The 17,319-nt window shown below is 68.0% G+C and carries 14 protein-coding genes; 3 read left to right on the top strand and 11 right to left on the bottom strand.

Features of this window, described 5'->3' with window-relative positions; genetic code table 11:
- Nucleotides 1-1,751 (bottom strand): LGFP repeat-containing protein (locus ACTJKH_RS15660; RefSeq protein WP_440737664.1); only part of this gene is annotated, 1,751 nt, incomplete at its 3' end.
- 134 nt (nucleotides 1,752-1,885) lie between these two features.
- A complete protein-coding gene (locus tag ACTJKH_RS15655; protein ID WP_440737663.1) occupies nucleotides 1,886-2,959 on the bottom strand; it encodes a glycosyltransferase in 1,074 nt (357 codons plus the stop codon).
- Between the two features lie 106 nt (nucleotides 2,960-3,065).
- Between ACTJKH_RS15655 and ACTJKH_RS15650 the strand changes: the two genes are divergently transcribed.
- Together ACTJKH_RS15650 and ACTJKH_RS15645 are read left to right on the top strand one after the other, a co-directional pair.
- On the top strand, nucleotides 3,066-4,826 hold the full coding sequence (locus ACTJKH_RS15650; RefSeq protein ID WP_440737662.1) for a DUF4012 domain-containing protein: 1,761 nt from the start codon (nucleotides 3,066-3,068) through the stop codon (nucleotides 4,824-4,826).
- 143 nt (nucleotides 4,827-4,969) lie between these two features.
- Nucleotides 4,970-5,542: a hypothetical protein gene (locus ACTJKH_RS15645; protein ID WP_440737661.1), complete on the top strand. Its 573-nt coding sequence runs from the start codon at nucleotides 4,970-4,972 to the stop codon at nucleotides 5,540-5,542.
- Nucleotides 5,543-5,776: 234 nt separating this feature from the next.
- Here the strand turns inward: ACTJKH_RS15645 and ACTJKH_RS15640 are convergent, their stop codons facing one another.
- The 6 genes from ACTJKH_RS15640 to ACTJKH_RS15615 form a co-directional block, all read right to left on the bottom strand.
- Nucleotides 5,777-7,144 (bottom strand): LCP family glycopolymer transferase, encoded by a 1,368-nt coding sequence (locus ACTJKH_RS15640; RefSeq protein ID WP_440737660.1) that lies wholly within the window; start codon nucleotides 7,142-7,144, stop codon nucleotides 5,777-5,779.
- Nucleotides 7,145-7,227: 83 nt separating this feature from the next.
- Nucleotides 7,228-7,695, bottom strand: a complete 468-nt coding sequence (gene purE / locus ACTJKH_RS15635; protein ID WP_210099143.1) for a 5-(carboxyamino)imidazole ribonucleotide mutase — start codon at nucleotides 7,693-7,695, stop codon at nucleotides 7,228-7,230.
- 109 nt (nucleotides 7,696-7,804) lie between these two features.
- Nucleotides 7,805-8,929, bottom strand: a complete 1,125-nt coding sequence (locus ACTJKH_RS15630; RefSeq protein ID WP_440737659.1) for a 5-(carboxyamino)imidazole ribonucleotide synthase — start codon at nucleotides 8,927-8,929, stop codon at nucleotides 7,805-7,807.
- An 81-nt stretch (nucleotides 8,930-9,010) separates the two neighbouring features.
- Nucleotides 9,011-9,565, bottom strand: a complete 555-nt coding sequence (locus ACTJKH_RS15625; protein ID WP_440737658.1) for a PH domain-containing protein — start codon at nucleotides 9,563-9,565, stop codon at nucleotides 9,011-9,013.
- A gap of 59 nt (nucleotides 9,566-9,624) precedes the next feature.
- On the bottom strand, nucleotides 9,625-10,386 hold the full coding sequence (locus tag ACTJKH_RS15620) for a biotin--[acetyl-CoA-carboxylase] ligase (RefSeq protein ID WP_440737657.1): 762 nt from the start codon (nucleotides 10,384-10,386) through the stop codon (nucleotides 9,625-9,627).
- Between the two features lie 2 nt (nucleotides 10,387-10,388).
- Complete coding sequence (locus tag ACTJKH_RS15615; protein WP_440737656.1) at nucleotides 10,389-11,672, bottom strand: CDP-glycerol glycerophosphotransferase family protein; 1,284 nt, start codon at nucleotides 11,670-11,672, stop codon at nucleotides 10,389-10,391.
- 152 nt (nucleotides 11,673-11,824) lie between these two features.
- On the opposite strand from ACTJKH_RS15615, the gene ACTJKH_RS15610 reads away from it, so the two are divergent.
- Entirely contained in the window at nucleotides 11,825-12,850 is a 1,026-nt protein-coding gene (locus ACTJKH_RS15610; protein ID WP_440737673.1) for a glycosyltransferase family 2 protein, read from the top strand.
- 22 nt (nucleotides 12,851-12,872) lie between these two features.
- Here the strand turns inward: ACTJKH_RS15610 and ACTJKH_RS15605 are convergent, their stop codons facing one another.
- Genes ACTJKH_RS15605 through ACTJKH_RS15595 form a run of 3 tightly spaced genes read right to left on the bottom strand, consistent with a single transcriptional unit; the run spans nucleotide 12,873 to nucleotide 17,223 of the window.
- Nucleotides 12,873-14,309: a CDP-glycerol glycerophosphotransferase family protein gene (locus ACTJKH_RS15605; protein WP_440737655.1), complete on the bottom strand. Its 1,437-nt coding sequence runs from the start codon at nucleotides 14,307-14,309 to the stop codon at nucleotides 12,873-12,875.
- Nucleotides 14,306-15,559, bottom strand: a complete 1,254-nt coding sequence (locus ACTJKH_RS15600; RefSeq protein ID WP_440737654.1) for a CDP-glycerol glycerophosphotransferase family protein — start codon at nucleotides 15,557-15,559, stop codon at nucleotides 14,306-14,308. Before ACTJKH_RS15600 ends, ACTJKH_RS15605 begins: the two co-directional genes overlap by 4 nt.
- Nucleotides 15,560-15,612: 53 nt before the next feature.
- On the bottom strand, nucleotides 15,613-17,223 hold the full coding sequence (locus ACTJKH_RS15595; protein WP_440737653.1) for a S1C family serine protease: 1,611 nt from the start codon (nucleotides 17,221-17,223) through the stop codon (nucleotides 15,613-15,615).
- Nucleotides 17,224-17,319 lie beyond the last annotated feature (96 nt).

The following is a 17,319-nucleotide window of genomic DNA, read 5'->3' as shown; positions in this document are numbered from 1 at the left end:
TGCGCCGTGCCCCCGCCATTCGCAGACACCGACACCGTGTCGCCCAACGGATAGCCCAACGCACCCGACGGACCGCCCTTCCCGGCGTAGAAGTCGAAAACATCGCCGGCGACGTATCGCCCCGCACCGTCGATCGTGTAAGCGGTTCCGTGCTGGAACTTCTGTGAGCACCCGCCACCAGCGAGTCCGCAAGACTGCGCACCGAGCGGCCACCCGAGCTGTCCGGACACACCACCCGCCCGGCTGTGCGCCTTGCGAATCTCACCGGCGATCGCATACGCACCGGCGCCGCTCATGCTCACGGCACCATTGGCGAAGGCCTGTTCCTTGCCCCCGCCGCTCGCGGCCGACGTGACCAGATTCGACGTCGGGATGCCCAGGATGCCCTTGGCACCCCCGGCCGCGTTGTATGTCTTGAGCACCGTCCCATCCGTCACGGAAAGCGCGCGCCCTCCGACTTCCGAGATGACCGCGTTCTGGAACGTCTGCACGCAACGGTCGCTCCCGCTGCTGCATGTCTTCTCCGAGGTCGGCCAGCCGGCGGACTGACGGACCCCTCCCAGCTCCGCGTGCGCCGTGCGTGTGAGCCCGGTCAATGAGAAGACGCCGCTCGGCCCGGCGTTGACGAGGACCTTCGTGAATGACTGCGCTGTTCCCCCACCATTCTCGGTAACAGCCACGGCTGCCGAGTTCGGGTAGCCGACCTTCGAGACTCCCTTGGAGATTGCCCATTTGGCGATCGTTCCGGTCGCGACGACGAGCGGCTTGCCCTGCTGCCAGTAAGCGATCGCGTTTTGGAAGACATGTCCGCACACAGTCGCACCGCTGCACTTCGGGGCGTCGAGGCGGTTTCCCCACGATCCTGACAGCCCACCAGCTGACGCCCAGGCCTTGCTGATCGCCTGGGAACCTTCGCTGACTTGACTCGACTGCGTCGAACCGAACCAGTCGGTGAAATAGTTGTAGAAGTTGCGATTGCCGTATGCAGAGCAGCTGTTACCCACCCCGTAGCCGGCCTTCAACGCTGCGGCGTTCGGCTGGTACGGCGTGTAGTAGTAGAGCGCGGCAGTCGCCTTGTTCGCGACGTACACGCGGCCCGACCCGCACGCCGAGTTCGGGTTGTAGAGGATGTTCCAAGTGTTCCCCGGGGCATACCACTGGAACCACTTGCCCTCCATGTAGATCTGCATCTGCCTCGCGGCACCGTAGATCTGGTGGAAGAAGCCGATGAAGTTCGGGTCGCACGGCGCGGTATCGGGGCAGCCTTGACCGAGCGCGATGTTGTAGCGCCAGTCGCTGGGCCAGGTGTGTGTGATCAGCCCCTGCTCCTTCTGGAGCATGACGATCAGCACCTGCGGGTTGATGTCGCACGCCTGCGCTACGCGGTAGATGATCCGCGCGGCGCTCTCGTTCGCAGCGCCCTTGTATCCCGAGCAGTACTGGTCAGCAGGTCTCGTCACCGAGGTGATCCGGAAGTCCTTGAGGCAGACGTACCCGCTCTGGCACTTCGAGACCTTGCTGTTGAAGAAGGTCTGGATCTGCGCCTCGGTCATGGTGCTCTTGTTCGTGAACACCGCATCGCTGATGATGTTGCCCGCGCTGAACCCCACCAGGGTCGTCTTCACGTCTCGGGCCTGCACGACTCCCGTCGACGCCGAAGTCGCCGCAGAGGCGGAGGCTGCAGGGACGGTGACACCGACCACGAGCGCCGCTACTGCGACGAAGGTGGCGAGGATTCGGGGCATCCTCATGGTGTTTCGAGAGCGTGGGGCACGTCGAGACATGTGACCAGTGTGACGGAAGTTGCAGGATGATGCCACTGTTGCGTGAAATCGGACGTTGCGAAACGGCGTGTCGGACGAAGACACAGCGGGCGCTCAGCACCTCAGAGATCGGCGTGCAGGCCCCAGACGCGCTCGGCCGCGCCGAGCCAGGAGAACGAGCGGGAGCGATCAGCGGCGAGAACGCTCAGTCTGCGCGCGCCCGCGCCGACTGCGTCGACCACGGCGTCGGAGAGGTCGGCAGGTGCGACCACCGCGCCCCCGTCGGCGATCACGTCGTGGTGCACCCCGCTCTCGACGGCGACGACCGGGACGCCGAGCGTCATCGCCTCGACGACGCGCCATGGCCAGGCCCCGCACGTGCCGGTGGCGACCATGGCCGAGGCCGCGCCGAACACGGCGGCGCGGTCGTCGGCGGAGAGCGGGCCCCGGATGTGCGCTCGCGACTCCGGCAGTCCGGCAGCAGCGGCGATCTCGGCCAGCTTCGGCTCCGATCCCTCCGGAGCGTCGAGCACGACCGCGTGCTTCCCCGAGGCGAGCGCTGCGCGGAAACCGAGATCGAGCGTGTCTGCGGATCCGGTCAGAACCACATAGCCGGACGGAAGCGACAACGATGCTCGGCGTGCTGAAGCATCGAGTGGAACGACGAATCCCGACGGCACGGCCCCGGGGATGACGCGGATGCGATTGCGGAGCTTCGCGATCTCCGCGAGACGCTCCGCGATCGCGTGCGACGGGACGACGACGGCGTCCGCGTGCTTGGCGGCTCTCTTGAGCATGCCGCGCTGCCAGGCGACCGACGTCTTCGACAGCGACTCCGGCGCCTCCCATGCCTGCAGGCCCCAGAGGGTGACGGTCGTCTGATCGTGGTCGTGGACACGGTCATGACGAACCAGGGGCGCCATCAGAGTCGCCGAGTGGATCAGTCCACCGCCGACTCCCGGGACGATCCCCATCTGCCACGACGCGGCGAGCTCCCGGCGAGCGAGAGACAGCCTGCGCACCTCGGAGATCCCCGGAACGGGCACGTCTGCGCCCGACGGCACGATGGCCTCCACCGTGCATCCCGACGGCGCGGTGGCGACGAGTGCGGCGGCGAGATCCGTCGACGCGGACGCCTGATCGGCATCGACGACATGCGTCAGCTGATCAAGAACCACACGCAGCCGAGCACCCATGCGACAACAGTAGTCGTCTGCGCCTCCAGAACCCGGGAGCGTGGCCGCAGCAACCGGCACCGATCTCCGTTCCCTCCGATATGCCGCATCGTGCTTGAATGCAGGGGTGAGTGACGGACGCCTCCCTGTACGTCGTCGATGGTTGCGGTGGACCATCGGCGTGATCCTGACGCTCCTCGTGCTCGCGACCGGATGGGTCACGATCCGCGGCATCGGCGCGGTGAACGATCTCCAGCAGGTCGCGTCGTCGTCGTCGAAGCTCAAGGCGGCAATCGGTGAGGGCGACCTCGACAAGGCGGCCTCGCTCTCCGAACGCATCGCCCACCATGCGAAGTCCGCACACGATCTCACCTCCGACCCGGTCTGGCAGGGCTTCGCCTTCGTGCCGTGGTTGGGACCGAACTTCTCCGCCGTGAGCGATGTGGCCGAGATCGCCGACGACGTCGCCGCTGACGCGCTCGTGCCTGTGCTCGACGCGGCCGGCGAACTCGACCTCGCGAGCCTGGGCCTGTCCGGAGGAGTCATCGACCTGACACCGTTCGCGGCGATCGAACCCTCCCTCGCCGATGCGAGCGACACGTTGGATGCGGCCGAGGAGCGCGCGCTCGGGATCGACGCGGATGCGACCCTCCCCCCGCTCGCCGATGCAGTGCGAGAGATGCGTTCCACCGTCACCCAGGCAGCGACCGTCGTCGGCTCGCTGCACGGTGCAGCGGCTCTGCTCCCGAGCATGCTCGGTGCCGAGGAACCGCGGAACTACGTCATCGCGATGCAGAACAATGCCGAGCTCCGCTCGTCGGGAGGCATCATCGGCGCGATCGCCCTGCTGCACGCGGAGAGCGGTCGGATCACGCTCGTCCAGCAGGCATCCGTCCCGGACTTCCCGGCGCTCGACACTCCTCTCCCCCTGAGCGACTCGACCGTCGCGCTCTTCGAGGATCAGCCCGGCCGCTACATGCAGAACCTGACCAGCGTCCCCGATTTCACCGAGGCCGGACCAGCGATCGCCACACGCTGGCAGGAGCGCTTCGGGCAGACGGTCGACGGCGTCATCGCCGTCGACGCCGTGATGACCGAGAATCTTCTCGCAGCCACCGGTCCCCTGTCGTTCGGACCGTTCGACGTGACGAAGGAGACGGTCGTGAGCCTGCTCCTCTCGGAGATCTACGCGGCCGTTCCCGATCCGAGGGCACAGGATGAGATCTTCTCGCAGGCAGCCGGCGTGCTCCTCTCCGCCGCGCTGACGAAGGCAGAGCCCAAGGATCTCGTCGCCGCTCTCGCCACGTCCGCGGATCAAGGACGCATCCGCATCTGGAGCGCGCACGACGACGAGGAGGATCTGCTCTCCGCCTCGTCCCTCGGCGGCGCCCTGCCCACCGATGACACGGAGACGCATGTCGGTGTGCTGTTCAACGACACCACCGGCGGGAAGATGGACTACTACACGAACGCCGCCATCTCGACGTCGATCGGCACCTGCGACGGTCAGCCGACGACGCAGGTGACCGTCACGTGGACCAATGACGCACCGGCGGATGCCGCGACCTCGCTGCCGCCCTATGTCACGGCCGATGGCTTCTACGGGGTGCCCGCGGGCTCCGTCCGCACGCTCGTCACCGTGTACGGGCCCGAAGGTGCCACGCCGTCGCACGTCGACCGAGACGGCAAGGAGGAGGCCGTCCAGACCGCGCTCCTGGGCTCGCGTTCCGCCGTCCAGCACGAGGTGCTCCTGGCCCCGGGCGAGTCCTCCACGATCACGGTCGAGTACCAGGGCACCGGCGCGGGAGAACGGCTGACCGTCGTCGACCACACGCCGATGATCCGCACTCCCGAGACATCTCGAGAACAACTGCGTTGCGCATCGTGACTTTCCCGATCCGATGATGTAGGGTCATTCTCACTGGGGAATATCTGGGTTCTGCAATTCTGTCGTGGGGACAGAAAGAGCTCACGCAGTCGGGTGCAGGGGTGTATCCGGATGCGATTCCGCATGACATTCTGGGGAGAATCATGCTGAAGAAACTGGCTGCCATCAGCCTTACCGCTGGCGCACTCGTGCTCATGGCACCTGCTGTCGCCTCTGCCGCACCGAGCGGGTCCGACTCGTACTCGGAGCCACCGCGCGTGAGCGTCGATCAACCGATCATCGACACCTGTGAGGTCTCGACCGTCGCCTTCGGAGCCGGCTACTTCCAGCCGTCCGAGAACGTCGGCGTGTCCGTCTCGGGTCTCGACGCCGGCGACTCGGCGGTCTCGGGGAACACCGCAGCTGCCGACGGCAGCCTCGTGGTGAGCTACCGCCCGCCCGCCGACGGCCAGGGATCGTATGCGCTCTCGTTCGACGGTTCGCGTTCGTACACGGCGACCATCACGGTCTCGCAGGGGCACGATGCCGCGGCGAGTTGCGAGCACGATCCCGCAGCTGTCGCCTCCGGCACCGAGCTTCCGCTCACCGGTGGCGGCCTCGAGCTCGCGCTGACCGGTGGAAGCGTGTCGCCGTGGCTCATCGGCGGCGGGGCAGCTGCCCTGGTCGCAGGCGGGGCGCTCGTCGCAACAGGGATCACTCGCCGCAAGCGCGCCTAGGTCAGATCCCCGTGCCAAGCGGGGATCGACTGGACGACGGTGATCCCTCCCCCTCCGATCACCGTCGTCTGGTGAATCCGGTCTCGTGCCGGATGCCCACGACCGCCACTCTCACTCTCAGGTGGCGGTCGTGGGCTTATTCGCGCGCCGGAACGGATCGATGAGCCACCGTAGCCCAGCCGGGGTCCGAGTCCTCTGCCAGTGCGCAGACCGTGGCAGCCCGCCGAGCGGGCATCACGGCGTCGGTGTCGGCGTCTCCGTCGGCGGGTGCAGCGTCTGCTGGATCATCTCGTGGATGTAGTCGTAGTTCGGCTCGTGCTCATCCACGCCGTTGTCCGGGGTGAGCTCGATCGTCGTGATCGGCAGCTCTTTCGCCTTCGTCATCAGGTCGAAGAACTCCGGGAGCTTGTCCTGAGGGAGGTCGGTGTCGATCAGCGCTGTGCCCGCTGCGGCCACTTCGTTGAATCTCGTCAGCACCGTCTGCGGCGTGAACTGGGCGAGGATCGCCTCCTGCAGCTCTCGCTGTCGCTTCATGCGGTCCCAGTCGCTGGTCGTGTAGCGCGAACGCGCATACCACTGGGCGGTGTCGCCGTCCATGTGCTGCTGCCCGACCTCGATCCATCCGATCGCCCATGCATCGACGTCGTGCGGGTCCGTGCCATCCGGCGGACCGCCCTTGGGCAACCGCTCCGTGACGTTGATGTCGACCCCGCCCAACGCATCGACGAGCGCCGCAAAACCGTGCATGTCGACGAAGACGTAGTACGGAATCTCGATGCCGAGAACCCCCTCAGCCGCATCCTTGGTCGCCTCGATACCGGGGTCAGACCCATGAGCCGCCGCGTCGGGGTACAGCCCCTCACCCTTGTCCTCGCGACAGATCTCCGCCGCATTGCGAACGTGGTTCATCCATCCGTTCCAGCCGCACGAACTCGAGCTGTGCCCCTCGAACCCGTTCGGGTACAGCGCCTGCATCGGGCTGCCCTCACTGAACGGCGCCCCGGGCAGCTCTCGTGGGATTCCGGTGATGGTGACGGCACCGGAGGTCGCGTTCACGGAGACCACGGAGATGCTGTCGTACCGCATCGAGTCACGGCCGTCCCCACTGTCGGCCCCGAGAAGGAGGATGTTGTAGTAGCCGTCGCTCGGAGGCAGGCTCGGACCGCTCTGGCCGAACAGGGTGCTGATCGTTCCACGAGCGGTGCCGACGTACGACGCGGCATACCCCATGCCGGTGCCGACCAGACCGAGAAGCAGCATCGCGACGAGCGGGATGGCGAACTTCGACGGCCCGGGGATCCGGACGAGCCGCACGAGGCGGAGGACATCGAAGGTGAGCACGATCCAGAGCACGATGTACGCGACCATCAGCACCTGCACGAGCGTGAGGATGACCGCCGAGAACCAGCCGCCGCCAACGGTCAGCCACAGCAGCACGGGTCGCGCGAAGAGAGCGAGACCGGCGCCGACGATCACCATGAACCACGCGAGAAGAGTCGCCCCCAAGCCGATGCGTCCGAGTCTGCGATTACCCGCCAGCACCTGAGCGGAGCCCGGCACGAGCAGGTTCAGCACGACCAGCCACCAGCCGCGCTTGGTCATCGTCGCGGCATCCGTCGGATCCGGATGCCGGAGCGGACGGGTTTCGATGAGCGGTCGCGCCGTACCTCTCGGCGGCGCAAGGGTCACAGCGAGCCCTTCAACCGTTCGTTCTTCTCCTCGACCTGCGCCTCGAGGTCGAGCGCATACGCTTCAACGCGATCGGCGAGGTCTTCATCCGACGTACCCAGGATCCGCGCGGCGAGGATGCCCGCGTTGCGGGCTCCCCCGATCGACACGGTCGCCACCGGGATTCCGGCGGGCATCTGCACGATCGACAGAAGCGAGTCCATCCCGTCGAGGTAAGCGAGGGGCACCGGGACACCGATGACCGGCAACGCCGTCATCGAAGCGAGCATGCCCGGCAGGTGAGCGGCCCCGCCTGCGCCGGCGATGATCACGCGGATGCCGCGACCACGCGCTTCGCGCGCGTACTGCATCAGCTTGTCCGGGGTGCGGTGCGCCGAGACGACCTCGACCTCGTGCGGGATTCCGAAGTCACTCAACGACTGAGACGCATCGCTCATGACACGCCAGTCGGAGTCGGAACCCATGACGACGCCGACGAGGGGCGCTGCGGAGGAGTGCAATGGCTCAGTCACCCACTCAGGCTACGGTCTGCTGCTGGGAGAAACCCCGAACGGCACACCTCTGAATGAGCCCTCAATCGAAGTGAGCGGCTGCTGCCCGCGCGATGTACACAGCGTCATCGAGGTCGTCGCCCGACACGTTCACGTGGCCGACCTTGCGGCCGGGACGCGGCTCCTTGCCATAGGTGTGGATCTTGGCGGAGGGATACCCCGTCATGGCACCGGCGAAACGCTCCCCGAGCGAGCCGTCCTTCGGGCCTCCGAGGATGTTGATCATCACGGACCACGGCGCGCGCGGCGTCGTGTCGCCGAGCGGCAGATCAGCGACGGCGCGCAGATGCTGCTCGAACTGCCCGGTCACTGCGCCGTCCTGGCTCCAGTGCCCGCTGTTGTGCGGACGCATCGCCAGTTCGTTCACCAGGATCCGCTCGTCGTCGGTCTCGAAGAGCTCCACGGCGAGCATCCCCGTGACGCCGAGTCCCTCGGCGATCGAGCGCCCGATCTGCTCGGCCATCTCGACGAGACGGTCGGGTGCCTGCGGAGCGGGCGCGATCACCTCGGCGCACACGCCGTCTCGCTGCACCGTCTCGACCACCGGGTACGCGACGATCTCGCCACTGGGGCGACGAGCGACCTGCTGGGCGAGCTCGCGCACGAATCCGACGAGCTCCTCGACCAGCAGCGCCTCGCCCTCGGCCAGAGCATCGAACCAGTCCTGAGCCTCGGCCGCCGCTCGCACGACCCGCACGCCCTTGCCGTCGTATCCGCCCCGCGGCGTCTTCACGACACCCTTGCCGTCGTGTTCGTCGAGGAACGCCTGCAGCTCGGCGAGGTCGCGCACCGGCGCCCAGTCGGGCTGCGGCACGCCCAGTTCAGCGAGGCGAGCGCGCATGACCAGCTTGTCCTGCGCGAACTGCAGCGCATGGGGCCCCGGATGCACGGCCACACCGTCGGCGACGAGCGCGCGAAGGATCTCCTGCGGGACGTGCTCGTGGTCGAAGGTGACGACGTCGACATCCTTCACGAAGGCGCGAACGACCTCGAGGTCGCGGTAGTCGCCGACAGCGGTCGCGGCGAGCTGCGCCGACATGCCCTCGTCTTCAGCGAGCACCCGCAGGTCGAGTCCGAGTTCGACCGCCGGAGCGATCATCATCCTGGCCAGCTGGCCTCCACCGATCACGCCAACACGCAACGCCATGTGCCGTCTCCATTCGTCCTGACCATTCTCGCGCATCCACGCGAACACCGATCACACGTCTCGCGCGGACGTCGGCATCGCTCAGAACGAGGTCTGAGCGTCCTGCCCGGACTGCGCGTCGCGATGCGCGAGGATCTGGCTGACCTCGATCTGGTCGGCGAGTGTCTCGTGCACGAGTGTCACCGTGGGAACGTTCGAGAGACGCAGCGGTTCGTCGACCCCGTTCGAGAGGGTGATGGTGCCCACACCCCACAGACGCTGCAGCACTCCGCGGCGCACTCCGATCGTGTACCCCCGCGCGTGGGACATCTCACGGCGGCTGCGGGCTCCGATGCCGTGACGGACGATGACTCGTCGGGTCGTGACGGTGACCGTGCGCGAGTACCAGACGACGTACGGCACGACCACGAGCAGGAGCACGAGCGCACCCGCTGCGCTCAGCAGCATCCAGTTCTCGAACGGAGCCGGAAGATTGTCGAAGAAGTAGGCCGTGGCACCGAACACGCCTATCAGGACCAGTGCGGACCAGAACAGCCGGCGCGCGTGGGTGCGGAACCGCGCGATGAGCAGCTCTTCTGTGGGCACGCCTGGCGGTGGCATCGTCGGCCTTCCGCCGAGAGTCACGGGCTGGGTCACCCTTCCATTGTGCCTGGAAGGACCGACATCGGTGCTCCCCGCGCCCGGGCGTGTCAGACTCAGGCCGGTCGGACGTGCACGACGTCGCCCGCCGAGACGGTGTGCTGGACACCTCCCGACGACACCACGAGCCGACCTTCGGCATCGAGAGCTGTCGCCTCCCCGACGAGGGTGCGGCCCCCGGGCAGCGACACCGCCACGTCGAGGCCGATCGTCGCGCATCGCTCGCTCGCCGAGGAATGCAGACCGCTCGAGACCGCGTCTCCGGCAGCGGTGAGCCCTCCGACCAGCACATCGAGCCGGCGCAGATAGGTCGCGAGCAGTCGATCGGCGTCCGTCTCGACTCCGAGCACCGCGAACGACGTCGCCGAGGGAACCGGAAGCTCCGCCGCAGTCATCGCCGTGTTGATCCCGGTGCCGACGATCACCGCATCGGCGGTCGCCTGTGCGAGGATGCCGCAGATCTTCCGCCCGTCGACCAGGATGTCGTTCGGCCACTTGACCGCAACGGTGTGGTCGGGAAGCTGATCGGCGATCGCATCCGCCATCGCGACGCCGGCCGCGAGAGGGATCCACCCGCGCACATCAGCGGCCGGAAGCCGCCGCAGAAGCACGGAGACAGCGAGCGACGCTCCCGGCGGTGCGATCCAGGAGCGGTCCAACCGCCCACGGCCCGCCGTCTGGTTGTCGGTCACGAGCACGGAGAGGTGCGGCCAGACGCCGGCATCCGATGCGTGCTCGTTCAGAACGGCGTTCGTCGAGCCGGCCTCGGACAGCACCTCGAGATGCGAGGCGACCGTGCGGGTGACGGGCAGGTCCATCGTCAGACCTCTTCCTCGTCGGCCTCTTCGTCGTCGTCGTCCTCGTCGGTTCGCACGGCGCCGATCTCGTTCGCCTGCCAGCGATCCCACTCCTGCATGAGGTGGTCGATCGCTCCGTGGAACTTCGCGGTGGCGACGCCCGGTGTCGTGTCTCCGAAGTAGTGCTGCACCCACATCCGAAGACGGGCGATCGCCGCCTCGTCGGCGCGCACGCGCTCGACCTCGGCGATGATGTCGACCGCGCCGTCTGCAGTCAGCCATTCGCAGTCCGACAGATATCCGTTGGTGTCGATCGACGCGCGGTCGTCGGTCGGGCGTGTGATCATCAACGGCTTGCCGACGGCGAGGCGGTCGTAGACCATCGCCGAGATGTCGACGATCGCCACATCCGCGGCAGCGAGCTGCCAGCCGAGATCCGCACCGTCGTCGTACACGTGCTGCGCGGTGGCGTCCGAGGAGTTGGCCGCGGCGATGGCTGCGATGATCCGTCGGTGCGCCGCATCGTACTCGTCGTCGACCACCCCACTGCGAGGGTGCGGGCGGTAGATGACCCGGTGGCGCTTCGACGCGAGCAGCGCCTTGACGAGCGATTCGCCGTGGGTCGCGATCGAACCGTAGTGCGCGCTCGGGCGGTCGCCCTCCCATGTGGGCGCGTAGAGCACGACGATGCGCTCGTCCGGGGTGTACGGCAGCGTCCCCGAGTAGTGGTCGGCCTGCGGTCGACCGATCTCGATCGTGCGGCTGTCGATGTCCCAGTCCCAGAGTGTGCGCGAGAGACGATCCCGAGCCGCCTGCCCCGCCACCAGTGCGTAGTCGTAGGCCTTGTACTGGTTGGTGGTCATGTACATCTTGTCGGACTCGCCGTGGTTGATGAACACGTGCCAGCGCCGGCCATAGCGGAACATCTGGAAGTTGCGCGTGTTCTGATTCACATAGAGGACCACGCGGATGTCCTGTGCGGCGATGAAGCGCTCCAGGTCTCGCACCGTCGGCACGAACGCGACCGGCGGTCCATCCTCATCGAGCAGCTTGTCGGCGCCGGTGGCCGATCGCGACAGCACCACGACGGGCCAGCGCTTCGAAAGCTCTGCCAGCGGTCGGTACCACTGGCGCATCTGGTACATGTTGACCGCACCGTCGGCGAAGTAGACGGCGACCTGATAGTGGTCCAGAGGGTGCGGCTCGCGGTCTGAGAGCCGCCGGCGCACGCGTTGCACCGCCTTGCGCGAGGCCAGCGCCCGCTTCAGCAGACGGTATGCCTTCTTCGCGTCGGACACTGCACCCATCCCTCCAGGATACCGAGTGCCGACGACACGTCCGACGGGTTCCGCAACCGACGGCCCGCTTCCGAATCAGCGAACGCCCGACGAGCCCATGCCATGATCGTCATGTGCCAGTCAACGACAACGATGCGCCAGAAGCCGGAGTGTCGTTCGTCATGCCCGTGCTCAATGAACGCGCCTACCTGGAGCACGCGATCAACTCCGTGCTGGCCCAGGAGCTGGCGGTTCCGGCCGAACTCGTGCTCGCACTCGGCCCGTCCACCGACGGCACGACGGAGCTCGCGCAGCGCCTCGCCGCAGGCGATGCCCGGATCCGGCTCGTCGACAACCCCGCCGCGCACATCCCCGTCGGACTGAACGCGGCGATCCGCGCCAGCCGCTACGCGACCATCATCCGTGTCGACGCGCACTCCGAGCTCGCCCCCGGCTACGCGGCGCGCGCGCTGGAGACGCTCGAGCGCACCGGTGCCGCCAACGTCGGAGGCGTGATGCACGCCGACGGACGAGCGCCGTTCCAGAGGGCGGTCGCACGTCTGTACAACTCCCCCGTCGGCCTCGGGGGCGGCGCCTACCACGGTGGCACGCACGAGGGCGAAGCCGAATCCGCCTATCTCGGCGTGATGCGCCGCGCCGTGCTCGACGAGGTCGGGCTCTTCGACGAGACGATCCGCCGAGGCGAGGACTGGGAGCTCAACCTCCGCATCCGCCAGGCCGGTCACCTGGTCTGGTTCGACCCGAGCCTCTCGGTGACCTATTGGCCCCGTGAGAGCTGGCTGCGTCTGGCGCGACAGTTCCGAGCGACCGGCGCCTGGCGCGGAGAGCTCGTGCGCCGATTCGGGCGGCGCAACGGCATCCGCTTCTTCGCGCCTCCCGCGCTCGTCGTCCTCGTCGTGATCGCCGTGCTCGTGGGGCTGCTGCAGATGACCGGGGTGCTCACCGGGCCGCTCTCCCTGGTCATCTCGGCGGTGGTCTACCTGCCGCTCCTGGCATATGTGCTGCTCGTGATCGCCGTCGCCTGCCTGCCCGGTGGCGGTGGGCCCCGTCAGCGGCTGTGGACCCTGCTCGTGCTGCCCACCATGCACCTCTCGTGGGGACTCGGCTTCCTCGGCGGAGTGCTCCGCGGAGCGCGCGACACCGTCGACGCCTCACGACTGGGCACGCGCAACACCCCCCTCCCCTGAGCGTGAGGGGGCGCCGGTCGGCTCAGCGGGTCACGTACCCCTGATCGAGGATGCGCGCGACGACCCGCTCTGCCGCGTGGCCGTCGTCCCTGGAGTTGAACTGCGCACGCCACGCCGTGTAGCGCTCCGCATAGACCTTCTCGTGCGTGTCGTCGGCGAGCGCGGAGACGAGTTCGCCCTGCGAATGCACGAGCGGGCCGGGCGCACGGGCTTCGAGGTCGAAGTAGAACCCTCGGAGCGCTCCCCGATAGTGCTCGAGATCGGGGACGAGGAAGTACATGGGCTTGCCGGTGACGCTGAAGTCGAACATGACCGACGAGTAGTCGGTGATCAGGGCATCTGCGGCGAGCAGCAGCTGCGACGTCTCGGGGTACCCGGTGACGTCGATCACGCGTGCTCCGGAGCGGTCACGGTCGGTGTGGATCGTGCGGGAGTGGCCTCGCACGAGCACGACCGAGTCGGTCTGACCCGCCAGCGCCTCAGGATCGACGAAGTCGACCATCTCGCTGCGGTCGTCCCGCCAGGTGGGTGCGTACAGCAGCACGCGCTCATCGTCGGCGATGCCGAGTGCGGCACGGATCGCGGCGGCGTCGCCGGTGACCAGCGCGTCGTCGCGAGGATAGCCCTCGACCCAGATCGGACGGCCGAAGAAAGCATATGCCTTGCGCAGAATGCGCTCCGAGTAGGTGTTCTGCGCGAGCAGCACGTCCCAGCGACGTGACTCCTTCACGACCGCCGCCATCCGGCGGGGGTCGAACCCGGGGCGATGCAGGGCGAGACGCTTGAGGGGCGTGCCGTGCCACGTCTGCAGGACCTTCTGGCCGGGCTTGCGCGCGAAGCGTCGCCGCAGCCAGTCGTTCACGACGAGCAGCCGCGCAGCCGCCCGAGCGCGCCACCACTCGGGGCTCCCCTCGACGACCGCGATGGCCCCATCGGGCACCGCGACGGAGAGGTCGACGACGCTCCAGTAGCGCACGACGTCCGGAGCCTGCGCCGACAGCGCACGGTCGATCGCCTGCGGATTGCAGCCGACGCTGCGCCCGTAGAAGCTCTCGAAGAAGACCGCGTTCTCGGTGCCGCCCGGGTGAGCGACATAGCGGCCCTCGAGGGTCGACTGCCCTTCGGACGTCTCGTAGGCGGGGTCGACGGGTGCCGCGATACGAGCGATGTTCCCCTCGACGGCGATGCGGACCCCTGTCAGCACCTGGGGAGTGATCTCGAGTTCGTCCAGCTCCACGCCGGAGACGCGGATGTCGTAGTCTCCCGTCGGCAGCGGAAGCTCCGCCCCGCCCCAGCGCGATGCGCGCAGCGGGAAGGTCGTCTTCCAGGTCTTGCCCCCGCCCGTGATCCGAGCGGCGACGCGCGCGCGAGGTCCGACCAGCTCCGCCGTGGCGGGACGCTGACCGGCCCCTGCGATGATCAGCGTCTCTGCCGCCTCATCGATCCGGGCCGTGGTCATACTGCTCCCTTCGGCGCGGGGATGCCTCGCGCACGGATTGTCTCGTACACGCGCCGGGTGTTGCGTCCGTCACGGAACGCGTGCATCTCCGCGCTGAGCGTAGCGGAACGCTGCGACCTCGCGGCGGACACGCCGTCATCGCCCAGAAGCTCCGACAGCTGCGGGAGCAGGTCACCCCACCCCTCGGCGGCGTCATCTCCCGCGACGTCACGGAAGCGGCCGTAGAAACCCCTGGTGCGTGCGTACTCGTCGGCGTCGGGAGCCAGATACAGCACGGGCATGCGCAGGAGTCCCACGTCGTACGCGAGCGACGAGTAGTCGGTGATCAGGACATCCACCGCCGGGAGCACAGGGGTCACGTCCGCGACGACGCTCGCACTCAGCATCCGCACCCGTCTGCTCGGCAGCGGCGGTGCGTATCCGCCCTCGCCGAGCGGATGCGACCGGACGAGCAGAACGGCGTCGCGCTGTTCGAGGAGTCGGATGATCTCGATCCACTGCTCGGCATCGGGCACAGCCGGATCGATCGCACCGTCGCGCCAGGTCGGGGCGTACAGGATCGTCCGTGTCGTGGCGGGAATGTCTCCCACAGCGCGGCCGAGGAGCGCGGATGCCGTGGCTCGCCGCTCGTCGGGCTCGCCGACCGACAGCACGTCGACGCGGGGCTCCCCCGTGACCACGACTCGCCCGTCGCCGAGCGCGAACGCGGATTCGAGACGGCCCCGCGAGCGGTGCGAGGCGGCGGGCAGCACCCGGATCTGCCGGGCGGCCCGACGATAGAGGATGCCGATCAGACGCCGGAGCAGAGGTGCGCCGGGAAGGGCCGGAACCTGCGTCGTCGCCGGTGAATCGAGACCGATGCGCTTCAGCGGGATGCCGTGCCACAGCTGCACGACGAAACCGCCGGGGATCGCGTACCGGTTCACGTCTCCGAGGCCATGCGTCACCACGATGACCCGGGCCCTGGCCGTCGCCCACCAGCCACGCAGACCGCCCTTGCGCACTGCGCGAAGACCGAGCGCCGCCGCATCGCGGTCCTCACGATCCGACGAGGTCAGCCAGAGCGTGTCGTGCCCCTCCGCCGCGGCGAGGCGTTGGAGGGCGAGCGCTCCATCACCGACCCCTGCACCGCAGCCGAAGACCCAGCGCGAGCCGCGCGGGACGAGAAGTGTGCCGACGCGTCCGGCGAGATAGAGCGGGATCCGGAGCAGCTTGGCCGCATTGCCGGAGCCGAAGGAGAAGGACGCCACCCCGCGAGCCTATCGCGGGGTGGCGTCCTTGTCGGTGCGCGGGGAGCGCGGGGTCAGCCGGCGAGCTCACCCAGCGTCACGTCGATCTCGTACTCCTTGCCACCGCGGATGTAGGTGACCTTCGCGTCACTGCCGGCCGCGGCCGCACGCACCTGCGCGGTGAGGTCGCTGGCGTTGGTGATCGGCACACCGTTGAAGGCGGTGACGATGTCGTCGGCCTTCAGTCCGCCGGCAGCCGCTGCACCGCCGTCGGTGACGTCGGCGATGTATGCGCCCGAGACCTCGGCGTCCTTGACCGACGCCGCATCCTGCACCGACGCTCCCAGCAGACCGTGGCTCGCGGCGCCGTCGGCGATGATCTCCTCGGACACCCGCTGAGCGATGTTCGCCGGGATCGCGAACCCGATCCCGATCGACCCGGACTCCTCTGAGCTTCCCGAGCTGGCGATCGCCACGTTGATGCCGATCAGCTGCCCCTTGCTGTTGACGAGCGCGCCACCCGAGTTGCCGTGGTTGATCGCGGCATCCGTCTGGATGACGGCGATCGAGATCGATTCCGAGCTCTGCTGCGACGTGTTGCCGGGCAGGTCGAACTGGAACGGACCCTGTCCGTCACCCTGATCGGGCGTCTGCTCGTCCTGCGGGGCGTCCTCGGACGACGAGTCGGGCAGAGCGGACGACGCGATCTGGATGCTGCGGTTGAGCGCGCTGACGATTCCGGTCGTCACGGAGTTCGAGAGTCCGAGCGGAGCGCCGAGCGCCACGGCGGTGTCGCCGACGTTGAGCTTCGACGAGTCTGCGAAGTCGATCGGCGTCAGGTCTTTCGCGCCCTCGAGCTTGATGACCGCGAGGTCGTAGATCGGGTCGGTGCCCACGACGGTCGCCGTGAAGATGCGGCCGTCCGAGGTCGTGACCCTGATGGTCGGGTCTGCGACGGCTCCGCCGAGGGTGACGACGTGCGTGTTGGTCAGCACATAGCCGTCGTCGCTGATGATCACGCCCGAGCCGCTGCCCGCCTGATCGGAACCCGCGACCTCGATCGTGACCACAGAGGGCAGTGCGGCGGTCGCGACCGCGGTCGTCTCGTTCACCGAGCCGGGGTTGTTGACGGTCACTGTCTCGGGACCTTGGGCGACCCCGGTCGAGTTCTGGTTCGAGATCCCGTTGAGGATCGCGCCGCCGCCGAAGCCGGCGACACCGCCGACGAGGGCCGCGGCGACCACGATCGCGGCGAACTTCACGCCGGCTCGGGGCTTCTGCTGCTTGACCTTCGTGGCACCGTCGACCGGCTGACCCGTCTGGGCTGCGGTGTGGATGCCGAACGCAGCCCCCGGGGCTGTGGCCGTGGGAGCACCCGGGTGCGAGGGGACCTGCTGTCCCGGGGCACCGAAGTAGGGCTGCGGCACCGTCTGGGCGGCCGGCGACACATGGGCCGCAGGTGCTTCGAACGTGGGGGTGGGAATCTGGGGCGCCGCCGGGGCGACGACGGGCGACGACGCGAACGTCGAGGGGACCTCATGGCCCTGACCCTGGCCGGCGGCCGTGCCGGGGGTCTCAGCGGCGGCATCCGTCGTCGAACGGTCGACGACCTCTGCTGCCTCGGTGGACGGCACCGCGTCGTTCGACGCGGGTGCCGAGTGGTCCTGGTTGTTGTCTTCGTTCATGATGTGCTCCTTCAACGACGCTCTCTCAGAGTGGCCCCTGTATCTGTGCGTTTCGTATGGCGAAGTTGAGTTTCCGCTATGGCCTTAGCCTGTTCT

It is taken from the genome of Microbacterium sp. 22215 (genome assembly GCF_052045655.1).
GTDB classification, from domain to species: Bacteria; Actinomycetota; Actinomycetes; order Actinomycetales; family Microbacteriaceae; genus Microbacterium; species Microbacterium phyllosphaerae.
This window is presented reverse-complemented; position numbering and strand designations above follow the sequence as displayed.

Excerpts from the sequence above, each read along its gene's own strand:
- ACTJKH_RS15615 (WP_440737656.1), bottom strand. The coding sequence starts at position 11,672 with ATGGGTGCAGTGTCCGACGCGAAGAAGGCATACCGTCTGCTGAAGCGG.
- ACTJKH_RS15630 (WP_440737659.1), bottom strand. The coding sequence starts at position 8,929 with ATGGCGTTGCGTGTTGGCGTGATCGGTGGAGGCCAGCTGGCCAGGATG.
- ACTJKH_RS15645 (WP_440737661.1), top strand. The coding sequence starts at position 4,970 with ATGCTGAAGAAACTGGCTGCCATCAGCCTTACCGCTGGCGCACTCGTG.
- ACTJKH_RS15595 (WP_440737653.1), bottom strand. The coding sequence starts at position 17,223 with ATGAACGAAGACAACAACCAGGACCACTCGGCACCCGCGTCGAACGAC.
- ACTJKH_RS15605 (WP_440737655.1), bottom strand. The coding sequence starts at position 14,309 with ATGACCACGGCCCGGATCGATGAGGCGGCAGAGACGCTGATCATCGCA.
- purE (WP_210099143.1), bottom strand. The coding sequence starts at position 7,695 with ATGGGTTCCGACTCCGACTGGCGTGTCATGAGCGATGCGTCTCAGTCG.
- ACTJKH_RS15655 (WP_440737663.1), bottom strand. The coding sequence starts at position 2,959 with ATGGGTGCTCGGCTGCGTGTGGTTCTTGATCAGCTGACGCATGTCGTC.
- ACTJKH_RS15610 (WP_440737673.1), top strand. The coding sequence starts at position 11,825 with ATGCCCGTGCTCAATGAACGCGCCTACCTGGAGCACGCGATCAACTCC.
- ACTJKH_RS15640 (WP_440737660.1), bottom strand. The coding sequence starts at position 7,144 with ATGACCAAGCGCGGCTGGTGGCTGGTCGTGCTGAACCTGCTCGTGCCG.
- ACTJKH_RS15620 (WP_440737657.1), bottom strand. The coding sequence starts at position 10,386 with ATGGACCTGCCCGTCACCCGCACGGTCGCCTCGCATCTCGAGGTGCTG.